8 protein-coding genes are annotated in these 13,729 nt (G+C 57.9%); 6 read left to right on the top strand and 2 right to left on the bottom strand.

What is annotated here, in order from left to right; all coding sequences use genetic code 11:
* Positions 1 to 148 precede the first annotated feature (148 nt).
* A complete protein-coding gene (locus tag ACPW74_RS07990; protein WP_029314600.1) occupies positions 149 to 1,447 on the top strand; it encodes a serine/threonine transporter in 1,299 nt (432 codons plus the stop codon).
* A gap of 738 nt (positions 1,448 to 2,185) precedes the next feature.
* Here ACPW74_RS07990 and sstT read toward each other — a convergent pair.
* Positions 2,186 to 3,436 carry a serine/threonine transporter SstT gene (gene sstT, locus ACPW74_RS07985; protein ID WP_010674901.1) on the bottom strand — a complete coding sequence of 417 codons (1,251 nt, stop codon included), beginning with the start codon at positions 3,434 to 3,436 and terminating at the stop codon, positions 2,186 to 2,188.
* A 332-nt stretch (positions 3,437 to 3,768) separates the two neighbouring features.
* Here sstT and ACPW74_RS07980 point away from each other — a divergent pair, with 332 nt between their 5' ends.
* From ACPW74_RS07980 to ACPW74_RS07965, 4 genes are all read left to right on the top strand, one after another.
* Positions 3,769 to 5,691, top strand: a complete 1,923-nt coding sequence (locus ACPW74_RS07980) for a RecQ family ATP-dependent DNA helicase (RefSeq protein WP_425858882.1) — start codon at positions 3,769 to 3,771, stop codon at positions 5,689 to 5,691.
* A gap of 572 nt (positions 5,692 to 6,263) precedes the next feature.
* Positions 6,264 to 8,186, top strand: a complete 1,923-nt coding sequence (locus ACPW74_RS07975) for a PrkA family serine protein kinase (protein ID WP_010674903.1) — start codon at positions 6,264 to 6,266, stop codon at positions 8,184 to 8,186.
* Between the two features lie 24 nt (positions 8,187 to 8,210).
* Positions 8,211 to 9,482 carry a YeaH/YhbH family protein gene (locus ACPW74_RS07970; protein WP_010674904.1) on the top strand — a complete coding sequence of 424 codons (1,272 nt, stop codon included), beginning with the start codon at positions 8,211 to 8,213 and terminating at the stop codon, positions 9,480 to 9,482.
* Between the two features lie 10 nt (positions 9,483 to 9,492).
* Positions 9,493 to 11,013 (top strand): SpoVR family protein, encoded by a 1,521-nt coding sequence (locus ACPW74_RS07965; RefSeq protein ID WP_128313431.1) that lies wholly within the window; start codon positions 9,493 to 9,495, stop codon positions 11,011 to 11,013.
* Between the two features lie 59 nt (positions 11,014 to 11,072).
* Here the strand turns inward: ACPW74_RS07965 and fadR are convergent, their stop codons facing one another.
* A complete protein-coding gene (gene fadR, locus ACPW74_RS07960; protein WP_309563591.1) occupies positions 11,073 to 11,786 on the bottom strand; it encodes a fatty acid metabolism transcriptional regulator FadR in 714 nt (237 codons plus the stop codon).
* Positions 11,787 to 12,119: 333 nt separating this feature from the next.
* Between fadR and nhaB the strand changes: the two genes are divergently transcribed.
* Entirely contained in the window at positions 12,120 to 13,694 is a 1,575-nt protein-coding gene (nhaB, locus tag ACPW74_RS07955) for a Na(+)/H(+) antiporter NhaB (protein ID WP_010674907.1), read from the top strand.
* Positions 13,695 to 13,729: the final 35 nt, after the last annotated feature.

The following is a 13,729-nucleotide window of genomic DNA, read 5'->3' as shown; positions in this document are numbered from 1 at the left end:
TAAATTTTGATTTTTTATTCTTTTGATCACATTTCTACAAGAAAGTACGGGTTTCAGCCGCACAAAGGTGAATTTGATCAACATTTTTGATTAAAAAGAAAGTATTCTTGCGCCGACTAATTAAAACCACACATTCGGGGTGAGACACATGTCCAATACTGTCACTGGCGCACAGGATGTTGCAGCCGCACAGGAGCAAGGAATCAGCTCGGTCCAATCTCGCGGTTGGAGTAAACAAGACACCACCTGGGTGATCAGCCTGTTCGGTACCGCCGTCGGTGCAGGCATCCTGTTCCTGCCCATCAACGCCGGCATGGGTGGCTTCTGGCCGCTGGTGGTGATGGCGCTGCTGGTCGGCCCCATGACCTACCTGGCCCACCGTGGTCTGGCGCGCTTCGTGCTCTCCTCCAAGCAGCCCAATGCCGACATCACCCAGGTGGTGGAAGAGCACTTCGGCGTGGGTGCCGGTAAATTGATCACCCTGCTCTACTTCTTTGCCATCTACCCCATCGTGCTGATCTACGGCGTGGGCATCACCAACACGGTGGAAAGCTTCCTGGTCAACCAGTTGCAGATGACGCCGCCCCCGCGCTGGATCCTCTCCATCGTGCTCATCATGGCCATGATGTCCGTGATGCTGGCTGGCGAGAAGCTGATGCTGAAAGTGACCGAGTTCCTGGTCTATCCGCTCATCGCTATTCTGGCGGGCATCTCCCTGTACCTGATCCCGGACTGGACCGGTGCGGCCCTGAATGAAATGCCGAGCACCAAGGACTTCGCCACCACCCTGTGGCTGACCATCCCGGTGCTGGTCTTCTCCTTCAACCACAGCCCGGCCATCTCCAGCTTCGCCCTGGCCCAGCGCCGTGATCACGGTGAGCATGCCGTCGCCAAGTCCGACGCCATCCTCAAGCGCACCGCCATCATTCTGCTGGGCTTCGTGATGTTCTTCGTCTTCTCCTGCGTGATGAGCCTGACGCCGGCCCAGTTGGCAGAAGCCAAGTCCCAGAACATCGCCGTGCTCTCCTACCTGGCCAACCAGCATGCGAGCCCCATCATCTCCTACTTCGGTCCGCTGGTTGCCTTCGTGGCCATCGTCTCCTCTTTCTTCGGCCACTATCTGGGTGCCCGTGAAGGTCTGAAAGGGATGATCGTCCAGAACATGCGCAGCTCCGGCAAGGCACCGAACCACAAGAAGGTGGAGCTGTTCATCATCGCCTTCTTTATCCTGACCCTGTGGGGCGTGGCCGTGATCAACCCTTCCATCCTCGGGATGATCGAATCCCTGGGTGGCCCCATCATCGCCACCATCCTGTTCCTCATGCCCATGTACGCCATCAAGCGCGTTCCGGCCATGGCGAAATACCAGGGCCAGATCAGCAACGTCTTCGTGGCGACCATGGGCCTTATCGCCATCTCCGCCATCCTTTATCAACTGGTCGGCTAAGCCTTCCTGCGATACCGTCGGGCCAGCGGGCCCGGCGCCTCCCACAGCCCGGCAGATCTCCTCTGCCGGGCTGTGTTCGTTATGATCATCAGGTACTGGGCTCAGATGATCAGAGCCCCCAGCCCTCAAATCAGAGACAGCCCTGTCACCCACTCTCTTTCCCCTTGGTGACAGCTTGCCGCTCATATTCCTTCGCCCATGACACACGACCAAGACGTGCTGCGTTATCCCGTCATCTGCTGCTCGCCATCGGCCTTGCCAGGCAGAACACCAGAGCCCTTGTCCTTACCAGGAACGCCCGCTCTTCGGGGTTTCGCCCAGAGAGTCCAGGTCCCCACCCAATGGAGCCTTTCTTCGAGGCACTCAGGGAAAGCACCGGCCACAGGGCGCAGGCAAAAGCTGCCGAGAGACCTTGACCGGGCTTCCCGTGCAGCATCCGAAGAGCAGATGACCCCTTCGGTCACCAGAGGGGATGCCACAGGCCGCCATGCTGACAGCACAAACAGCCCGATATGCCCTGCCGAATGCAGCGCCGGGCACGTTGGTACAGGGAATGGCGTGTTGGCGGTGGCGAGAACACGAAGGCGGCCAACGGGCCCCTCCCGGGAAATCACACAGGGGGATCCGAGCACTGTCAATGCTATGACACGGCGAGAAGGTGCAGGGCGCCTGACACGCGCGCAAATAAAAAGCGCCCTCCGAAGAGGGCGCCTGTGCAGAGCAGAAAGTCTTAGGGGATCAGGCTTCGCGGCTGGGCACCGGGGCGGCATCCAGCAGGCTCTCATCCTCGGCCATGCAGGCGGCCGCAGTGAACAGCACGTCGGTGGAGCTGTTGAGGGCCGTCTCGGCGGAATCCTGCAACACCCCGATGATGAAGCCAACGGCCACCACCTGCATGGCGATGTCGTTGCTGATACCGAACAGGCTGCACGCCAGCGGGATCAGCAGCAGGGAGCCGCCCGCCACACCGGAAGCGCCACAGGCACTGATGGTGGCAACGACGGAGAGCAGAATGGCGGTCGCCATGTCCACTTCCATCCCCAGGGTATGCACCGCCGCCATGGAGAGCACGGTAATGGTGATGGCGGCGCCGGCCATGTTGATGGTGGCACCCAGCGGGATCGAGACCGCATAGGTGTCTTCCGGCAAGCGCAGCCTCTCGGCCAGGGCCATGTTGACCGGAATGTTGGCGGCGGAGCTGCGGGTGAAGAAGGCGGTCACACCGCTCTCTTTCAGGCAGGTCAGCACCAGGGGATAGGGGTTGCGCTTGATCTTCCAGAAGACGATGAGCGGATTGACCACGAAGGCGATGAACAGCATGCAGCCGATCAGTACCACCAGCAGTTGGGCATAGCCAAACAGCGCATCGAAGCCGGTTTCAGCCAGGGTGGAGGCAACCAGACCCAGGATGCCGAGCGGAGCGCAACGGATCACGGCCTTGACGATGGCGGAAACTCCGTGAGACACATCGGAAATCAGTGATTTGGTGCTCTCATTGGCGTGACGCATGGCGATACCAAGGCCGATGGCCCAGGCCAGGATGCCGATATAGTTGGCTTCCAGCAGTGCTTTCACCGGGTTGGTCACCACGTTGAACAGCAGGGTCTGCAGCACTTCCGTGATGCCCCCCGGCGGCGTGATCTCGGTAGCGCCTGCCACCAGATGCAGGTTGGAGGGGAAGAGGAAACTCGCCACCACTGCCACGGCAGCCGCCAGGAAGGTACCCAGCACATAGAGCAGCAGGATCGGTTTCATGTTGGTCTTCTGGCCCTGCTTGTGGCCGATGATCGCCGACATCACCAGCACGAAGACCAGCAGCGGCGCCACGGCCTTCAGGGCGCCGACGAACAGGCTGCCGAGCAGACCCGCCGCCTTGGCCCACTCGGGCATGAACATCGCCAGAAGGATACCGAATACCAGACCGACCAGGATCTGGCTAACCAGACTGGTGCTGTTGACCAGTCGAATGAGGGGGTGTTGTTGTGTCATCAAGTAGTCCCTGTGCACTCATGGTGCGTGAATCATTAGTCCTGTTGGCAACCAGCCCCGCGCATTGGCACCGGTCCGTTAACGGTGACGCCGTGGGCAGCTCTTCTGGTGGATCTGTCCCGTTCGCGTGGGGTTGCGGACAGGAATATCCCATCTGCCATGGTTTTTTTCCACATAATCACTGAAAAATATCAGGGTTACCTCACAAAAAATCTACAACAATGTGATAACACAATATCAACCACGGTCAAAATGTCACCAAACCAGTCCGATCATCGGCCACCACTGGGCCAGAAGTGATATGATGACGCCCTTTTTCAGGGAGCCTTGCCATGATCACCTCTTTATTGACCCGACACTTCGGCTTTGATCGCTTGCAGCCCGGGCAGGAAGCGGTGATCAGTCGTCTGCTGGCTGGCAAGAGCGCCGCAGCCATCTTCCCGACTGGCGCGGGGAAATCCCTCTGTTATCAATTGCCCGCCCTCGCACTGCCCCACCTGACCCTGGTCATCTCTCCCCTGCTGGCCCTGATGCACGATCAGCTCGCCTTTTTGCGCAGCAAGGGGATCGCCGCCGCCACCCTGGACTCCAGCCAGACAGCGGAAGAGAGCCGGCGCGTGATGCAGCAGGCCAGCGATGGCCAGCTCAAGATCCTGATGATTTCGGTGGAGCGCCTCAAAAATGAGCGCTTTCGCCGCTTCATCGCCCACATCCCCCTGTCACTGCTGGTAGTGGACGAGGCCCACTGCATCTCGGAGTGGGGCCACAACTTTCGCCCTGACTATCTCAAGCTGCCGGATCATCGCCGTGAACTGGCCATTCCCCAGGTGCTGTTGCTGACCGCCACCGCCACCCCGGCCGTCATGGCGGACATGCAGGCAAAATTTGCCATCGACCGGAACGATCTGGTGGTCACCGGTTTCTACAGACCCAATCTGGATCTGGCCGTCCTCCCGCTGGCCGGCAGTGCCCGCGATACCTGGCTGCGCGAGGAGCTGCACCGGGATCCGGCCGCCCCCACCATCGTCTACGTGACTCTGCAACACAGCGCAGAACAGTGCGCCGCGCAGCTACAGGCCAGCGGCATCCGGGCATGCGCCTACCATGCGGGGCTCGATCCCGCCCTGCGCAGCCAGATCCAGCACGACTTCATGGCTGGCAGACTCGACTGCATCGTGGCCACCATCGCCTTTGGCATGGGCATCGACAAGGCCGACATTCGCCGGGTCATTCACTACGACCTGCCCAAGTCCATCGAGAACTACAGCCAGGAGATAGGCCGCGCCGGACGTGACGGGCTTCCCTCCCGCTGCACCGTGCTGGCGAGCCGCGCCCAGTTGCCGGTACTGGAAAACTTCGTCTATGGGGATACACCGGACAGGGACGCCATCGCGCACTTGCTCGATATCGTGCGCCAGAGCGGCGCCGAGTGGGAATTCAGCCTGCTGCGCCTCTCCAACGAGACCAACATTCGCCAACTGCCCCTCAAGACCCTGCTGGTCTATCTGGAGATGGCAGGGGTCATTGCACCGGCCTACAGCTACTTTGCCGAGTACCGCTTCAGGTTCGTGCTGGAAAAACAGGCGATCCTCGCTCGTTTCAATCCCGAACGCCGCCAGTTCCTGGAGCAGGTCTTTGCCTGCGCACCCCAGGCGCGCACCTGGTGCACCATGGACTTCGAAGCGCTGTGGCAGGGATACCAGGGGGAACGCCAGCGCGCCGCGACGGCGCTGGACTACCTGCAGCAGCAGGGTTGGATCGAGCTTGAAAGCAAGCAGATGACCGAGGTCTATCGGGTGCTGAGCCAGCAAATCGATACCGCGACCCTGGCCGAAGAGCTGCATGGATTGTTTGAAAAGAAAGAGCAGAGCGAGCTGGCCCGCCTTCAGGCGCTGCTGGCCTTTTTCACCTCGACCACCTGCCTCAGCCATGAGCTTGCCCGCTATTTTGCCGACGACGCGGCCCCCGAGCGGTGCGGGCACTGTTCCGTCTGCCGGGGAGAGATCGCCGTGTTGCCGCCGCTTGCATCACCGGGCTTGCCCAACGAGCACGGTTTGCGCGCCTGGTGCGACCCGCTGATCGCCCTGTGCCATCAGCGCCATCCCAGGATCCTGACCCGTTTCCTGTGTGGCATCGCCACCCCGCTGACGACCCGTCTCAAGGCCAGGGATCTGGCCGGTTTTGGCCAGTTGGCGGACCATCCCTTCGCCGAGGTGCTGGCGGCGGTGTCAGCCCTCTATCCCGCCGAATCCTGAGCTTGCAGGTTTGGCGCCGTTCAGGCGCTGAAAAAATAAGACCCTCGCGGATGCGAGGGTCAAGCCAACGGAAACGTGCTTAAACAGAGCTTAGTATCTGCACAATCACCCACTCTCTTGCTAAAGCGATGACTGCTCGACACAGGGCCAATCTAGAGCAGCCAGAATGTAGCGTCAATGTAAAAATTAGAGCAAAAACACCAAACAAATAACATTACGTTGACGTAAGCGACACGTCTTTTCACCCTCTATTCCCTGCCGCCCTTGCCCTTGCTGGCACCGCCCCCTGACAAAACAGAGCGTCACCATTTTCTCCCTCTGGCACGCAAAGATTTATTTTTTATGTCTTTGACATTTGCATCACTGTCGTGGCAAAAATAATTTAACAGTCAGTAACATAGGTATGTCACTTAGTGCTTCTTCCCGCACGAGGATCGGGAAGCTCCCGCACAAACTTAAACCAATGATGGCGATGGATTACTGGGGGCTGTTGACTAGGCTTAAGAGGTAAACAGAACAAAAGTAGTGATCCACTCTTTTTCAGGGCAAGCGACTATAACGAGGGCTAAGTTATGGGCATCTTCGAGCACTATCAACAGCGGTATGAGAAGGCCAGAGAGGAGGAGTACAGCATCCAGGAGTTTCTGGATATGTGCAAACAGGACAAATCCTGCTACGCCTCTGCCGCCGAACGTCTGCTGACCGCCATCGGCGAGCCGGAAATGATCGACACCTCGACCAATCCACGTCTCAGCCGTCTCTTTTCCAACCGCGTCGTCGCGCGTTATCCCGCTTTCAAAGACTTCTATGGCATGGAAGAAGCCATCGAACAGATTGTCTCCTATCTCAAACATTCCGCTCAGGGTCTGGAAGAGAAGAAACAGATCCTCTATCTGCTCGGACCGGTTGGCGGCGGTAAATCCTCGCTGGCAGAGAAACTCAAATCCCTGATGCAAAAAGTGCCCATCTATCGCATCAAGGGCTCACCGGTGAACGATCACCCCTTCTGCCTGTTTGACATCGACGAAGATGGCGAAATCCTCGAGAAGGAGTACGGCATCCCTCGCCGTTATCTGCGCCCCATCATGTCTCCCTGGGTCGCCAAGCGCCTTCACGAGTTTGGCGGTGACATCACCAAATTCAAGGTGGAGAAGGTAAACCCCTCCATCCTCGATCAGATCGCCATCGCCAAGACCGAACCGGGGGACGACAACAACCAAGACATCTCCTCCCTGGTCGGCAAGGTCGATATCCGCATGCTGGAACACTTCGCCCAGGATGATGCCGACGCCTACTCCTACTCCGGTGCGCTGTGCAAGGCAAACCAGGGGATGATGGAGTTCGTCGAAATGTTCAAGGCGCCCATCAAGGTGCTGCACCCGCTGCTGACGGCGACGCAAGAGGGGAATTACAACGGTACCGAGGGGCTCTCCGCCCTCCCCTTCGACGGCATCCTGCTGGCCCACTCCAACGAATCCGAGTGGCAGCAGTTCCGCAACAACAAGAACAACGAAGCCTTCCTCGACCGTGTTTACATCGTCAAGGTGCCCTACTGCCTGCGCGTCTCGGAAGAGGTGAAGATCTATGAAAAACTGCTGTTCAACAGCGAGCTGACCGAGGCCAAATGCGCACCGGGTACTCTGGAGCTGCTGGGCCAGTTCTCGGTGCTGTCGCGACTCAAAGAGCCGGAAAACTCCAGCCTCTATTCCAAGATGCGGGTCTATGACGGCGAGAGTCTTAAAGACACGGACCCCAAGGCGAAAAGCTATCAGGAGTACCGCGACTATGCCGGTGTCGACGAGGGCATGAACGGCCTTTCCACCCGTTTCGCGTTCAAGATCCTCTCCCGTGTCTTCAACTTCGACCACGCGGAAGTGGCCGCCAACCCGGTGCACCTCTTCTACGTGCTGGAGCAGCAGATAGAGCGCGAGCAGTTCCCGCAAGAGCTGCACGATCGCTATCTGGAGTTCATCAAGGGTTACCTGACTCCGCGCTACGTCGAGTTCATCGGCAAGGAGATCCAGACCGCCTACCTCGAGTCGTATTCAGAGTACGGTCAGAACATCTTCGATCGCTACGTCACCTACGCCGACTTCTGGATCCAGGATCAGGAGTATCGTGACCCCGAAACCGGCCAGCTGTTTGACAGAGCGTCTCTCAACAGCGAGCTGGAGAAAATTGAAAAACCTGCCGGGATCAGCAACCCGAAAGATTTCCGTAACGAAATCGTCAACTTCGTGCTGCGGGCCCGGGCCAACAATGCAGGCCGTAACCCCAACTGGACCAGTTACGAGAAGCTGCGCACCGTGATCGAGAAAAAGATGTTCTCCAACACGGAAGAGCTGCTGCCGGTTATCTCCTTCAACAGCAAAACCTCGGCTGAGGAGCAGAAGAAGCACGATAACTTTGTCGAACGGATGATGGAGAAAGGCTACACCCGCAAACAGGTGCGGCTGCTCTCCGAGTGGTATCTCAGGGTACGCAAGTCATCCTGACCCTGCCGTGTTCAAGGGGGAGTTATGGCGCATTTTATCGACCGCAGGCTCAACGGCAAAAACAAAAGCGCTGTCAATCGGCAGCGCTTCATCCGCCGCTACAAGAAGCAGATAAAACAAGCGGTCTCGGATGCTGTCTCCAAGCGCAGCATTCAGGACGTGGACAAGGGCGAGAGCATCAGCATCCCGACCAAGGACATCGGGGAACCCCATTTTCATCAGGGTCATGGCGGCAAACGGGAGATGGTGCATCCGGGCAACGACCAGTTTGTCTCCGGTGACAAGATTGACCGGCCCAAAGGGGGTGGCGGCGGCCAGGGGAGTGGCGAGGGCCAGGCCTCGGATCAAGGAGAGGGCGTCGATGATTTCGTCTTCCAGATCTCCAAAGACGAGTATCTGGACTTGCTGTTCGAGGATCTGGAACTGCCGCGGCTGCAAAAGACCCAGCTCAACCAGCTGATGGAGATGAAGACCTACCGGGCCGGCTACACCTCCAACGGGGTGCCTGCCAACATCAACGTGGTGCGCTCCCTGCAAAATTCGCTGGCGCGGCGCATGGCGCTGCAGGCAGGCAAGAAACGTCAGTTGCGTGAACTGGAGGAGCGCCTGGCCCAGCTGGCTTGCGAGCCCAACGACCATTTCGCCGAAATGGCGCAACTTGAAAAAGAGATCAGGGAGCTGAAGCGGCGGATCGATGCAGTCCCCTTTATCGACACCTTCGACCTCAAGTTCAACAACTTCGTCAAACGGCCCGTCCCCTCGAGCCAGGCGGTGATGTTCTGCCTGATGGACGTTTCCGGCTCCATGGATCAGGCTACCAAGGAGATGGCTAAGCGTTTCTATATCCTGCTTTATCTATTCCTGAGCCGGACTTACAAGAATGTCGAGGTGGTCTACATTCGCCACCACACCCAGGCCAAGGAAGTGGACGAGCACGAGTTCTTCTACTCCCAGGAGACCGGCGGCACCATCGTCTCCAGCGCGCTCAAGATGATGAATGACATCATCAACGAACGCTATCCCGCCAACCAGTGGAACATCTATGCGGCGCAGGCGTCCGATGGGGACAACTGGGCGGATGATTCCCCTCAGTGCAGGGAGATCCTGATGCGCGACATCATGCCGCGGGTGCGTTACTACTCCTACATCGAGATCACTACCCGCGCCCACCAGACCCTGTGGCACGAATATGAGGCAGTGGCAGAGCAATACGCCCACTTCGCCATGGAGCACATTCGCAAGGTCGAGGACATTTATCCGGTGTTCCGGGAATTGTTCAAGAAGCAAGCGGCTTGAGGGATCACATATGGTAGAAACCGCAAGAAAGATAGCGCCGCTGGATGACGGGCCTGACTGGAACTTCGATCTGCTGGAGCTTTATCACCAGGAGATCGCACGTGTCGCCCGCTTCTACAAGCTGGACACCTACCCCAACCAGATCGAGGTGATCACCGCAGAGCAGATGATGGATGCCTACTCCAGTGTCGGCATGCCCATCGGTTATCAACACTGGTCATTCGGCAAGCGCTTCATCCACACCGAGCGCAACTACAAGCGCGGCCAGATGGGACTGGCCTACGAGATCGTCATCAACTCGGACCCCTGCATCGCCTATCTGATGGAAGAGAACACCATGCCGATGCAGGCGCTGGTCATGGCCCACGCCTGCTATGGTCACAACTCCTTCTTCAAGAACAACTATCTGTTCAAGGCCTGGACCGATGCCTCCTCCATCATCGACTACCTGTTGTTTGCCAAGAACTACATCACCGAGTGCGAGGAAAAACACGGCATCGATGCGGTGGAGAAACTGCTCGACTCCTGCCATGCCCTGATGAACTTCGGGGTGGATCGTTACAAGCGGCCCCAGAAGATCTCTCTGGCCGAGGAGAAGCGACGCCAGAAGGCACGGGAAGATTATCTGCAAACCCAGGTTAACGAGCTGTGGCGTACCCTGCCCAAGCATCACAAGATTGCCGGGGTGGAAGACAGGCGCTATCCTGCCGAGCCTCAGGAGAACATTCTCTATTTCATCGAAAAGAATGCTCCCCTGCTCGAGCCCTGGCAGCGCGAGGTAGTGCGTATCGTGCGCAAGATCAGTCAGTACTTCTACCCGCAGAAGCAGACGCAGGTCATGAACGAGGGCTGGGCCACCTTCTGGCACTACACCATTCTCAACCATCTCTATGACGAGGGAAAAATCAGCGATCGCTTCATGCTGGAGGTGCTGCACAGCCACACCAACGTCGTCTATCAGCCCCCCTACAACAGCCGGTATTACTCGGGGATCAACCCCTACGCCCTTGGCTTTGCCATGTTCACCGACCTGCGTCGCATCTGCGAACACCCGACCGAGGAAGACAGATACTGGTTCCCCGATTACGCTGGCACCAACTGGGTCGAGACATTGCATTTCGCCATGCAGAACTTCAAGGACGAAAGCTTCATCAGCCAGTTCCTCAGTCCCAAGGTAATGCGCGACATGAAGCTCTTTGCAATTGATGACGACGATCTGAAGAACTATCTCAAGGTGTCCGCCATTCACAATGAAGAGGGCTACCGGCTGGTGCGTAGCACCCTGTCCGCTCAATACAACCTGAGCAACCTGGAGCCCAACATTCAGGTCTACAACGTGGCAGTGAAAGGCGATCGCTCCCTGACCCTGCGCTATGTTCCCCACAACCGCATCCCCCTTGGCGAGTCACGCCACGAGGTGCTCAAGCATCTGCATCAGCTGTGGGGCTTCGATGTGGTGCTGGAGCAGGACAATGGCGAGCTATCCGCAGATATCATCGGCCGTTGTCCGGACCGCAAGAGCATGACCTGACGTCAGTACCGGGCATAAAAAAACGCGCCATCAGGCGCGTTTTTCTTGGGTCAGGGTAATCAGTTGTCACACAGGTTGCTTGGCATGTCCTGACGCAGACGGGTCCAAAGCTTGCCAGACTCGATGCCGTACTGGCGTACCGTCATGAACACGGCTTCGTGATCCTTGTTTTCGGCCAGCTTGCGCAGCGTCTTGTAGTAGGCATCTGCGGTTTCCCGCGCCTGCTTGTCCGAGAAATAGTAGCGGCCAACCCGGCTGTACAAACCCTTGAAACCGTTGAGGATCAAGGCATAGATGGGGTTGCCAGAGGCAAACGAAAGCTGGTGATGCAAACGGTAGTCGAAGTCCGCATAGGCCTCGGCCGTGTTCTCCACATCATCGGCACCACGCAGTATCTCGGCGGCCTGTTCCGGGTTGTTGCGAATGGCGCCACGGATGAAGATGGTGCAGATGTTGGTCCGGGCGGAGAGCAGCTGTGCCACCAGATCAGGTACCTTGTCCTGATCGAGACGCGCCAGGGTCTCCAGGATGTTGAGACCGGAGGTTTCCCAGAAATTGTTGACCTTGGTCGGTTTGCCATGCTGGATGGTGAGCCAGCCATCACGGGCAAGGCGCTGCAACACTTCACGCAAGGTAGTGCGAGTCACGCCGATCAATTCGGACAGCTCGCGCTCCGCCGGCAGAATGGATCCAGGAGGAAAGCGATTGTTCCAGATGGACTCGATGATGTATTCCTCGGCAAACCCGGCAGGGCTTTGCGCTTTAATGACCATGTAATGACTCTGTTGTAGTGCGTAAAAAGGCCCCCGAATAATAGCAAAGCCGGTCATGCTGGCAAGCAGAAGGTCGGTCCTCTGCTCACATTACCCCGATCTTTTTGTTAAAAATATGTATGCGCCAACAAGTGGGGAGTCAACCAACACCAAATGATGGGGATATAACCGTTTGCTCGCTGGGCAAGTTCAGCGAGCTTATTTATAGTTATCGCTCCCTTGATTAAAATCATGTGCAATCAATCTGATACAGGTGAATATCCGGATGTTCGGCTCGGGTCGGGCTCGACTGCATAGACGCAGATATCAACAACAGAACAGAGAACCATCATTATGCCAATCAGCCTAGGGCGCGCGTTTACAAAGAACTTTTTGGGCAATGCTCCGCGATGGTACAAAATTGCCATCGTTCTATTCCTGCTGATCAACCCGATCATTTTCTACGTTGATCCCTTCTTGGCCGGCTGGCTGCTGGTTGTCGAGTTTATTTTCACCCTGGCCATGGCCCTCAAGTGCTATCCGCTGCAACCGGGCGGACTCCTGGCCATCGAAGCCGTGCTCATCGGCATGACCTCCGCCAACCAGATAAAACATGAGCTGGTGGCCAATATCGAAGTGCTTCTGCTGCTGGTCTTCATGGTGGCCGGCATCTACTTCATGAAGCAGTTGCTGCTCTACGTCTTTACCAAGATGCTGGTGCGCATCCACTCCAAAACGTTGCTTTCTCTCGCCTTCTGCCTGGTGTCTGCCTTCCTCTCCGCGTTCCTTGATGCCCTGACCGTGATCGCCGTGGTCATCAGCGTCGCAACCGGCTTCTACGCCATCTACCACAAGGTGGCCTCCCGGGATGAGTCCGGCAATCTGCATCATGATGACGAAGAGATTGACGAGCTCTCCCGCCAGCATCTGAACGAATTTCGTGCCTTCCTGCGCAGCCTGATGATGCACGCCGCCATCGGTACCGCCCTGGGGGGCGTCTGCACCCTGGTCGGCGAACCCCAGAACCTCATCATCGGTGAACAGGCGGGGTGGCACTTCGGTGAATTTGCCATTCGCATGGCGCCAGTCACCATTCCGGTCTTCATTTGCGGCCTGCTGACCTGCATCCTGGTCGAAAAATTCCGCTGGTTCGGTTATGGCGCCCGCTTGCCCGAGCCCGTGCGTCACATCATGGAATCCTACGAGCGCGACGAAGACGCACAACGTACCCCGCAGGACAAGGCCAAGCTGATCGTCCAGGCGCTGATTGCCACCTGGCTTATCACGGGTCTTGCCCTCCATCTGGCTGCTGTTGGGCTGATCGGCCTGACGGTCATCGTGCTCGCGACGGCGTTCACCGGCGTGACTGAAGAACACGCGCTTGGCAAGGCATTCCAGGAGGCTTTGCCATTCACCGCCCTGCTCACCGTCTTTTTCAGCGTGGTGGCGGTCATCATCGATCAACAGCTGTTCAAGCCGGTGATCCAGTGGGTACTGGCGGCCAAGCCGGAGGATCAGCTTGCCCTCTTCTACCTGGCAAACGGTCTGCTCTCCATGGTCAGTGACAACGTCTTCGTCGGCACCGTCTACATCAACGAGGTGAAGACCGCCCTGATCAACGGCGCCATCAGCCGCGAGCATTTTGATCTGCTGGCCGTGGCCATCAACACCGGCACCAACCTGCCGTCGGTCGCCACCCCCAATGGCCAGGCCGCATTCCTCTTCATGCTCACCTCGGCCCTCGCTCCCCTGCTGCGCCTCTCTTATGGCCGCATGGTCTGGATGGCGCTGCCCTATACCCTGGTGCTGGGGCTTGTCGGCTTTTTCTCCGTGGAACTGCTCCTCGGTCCTGCAACCGAATGGTTCTATCAGGCAGGGTGGTTGCTGGATCATGGGGCACTGCCACTGCCCACCCCGTCCACACACTGATCATGAAAGGGGCTGTTCGGCCCCTTTCTTTTCAG

The sequence above is a fragment of the Aeromonas sp. INTO2 genome (assembly GCF_049860605.1).
GTDB lineage: Bacteria > Pseudomonadota > Gammaproteobacteria > Enterobacterales > Aeromonadaceae > Aeromonas > Aeromonas caviae.
The sequence above is the reverse complement of the archived record's forward strand: the minus strand, read 5'-3'. Positions and strand labels throughout refer to the sequence as shown.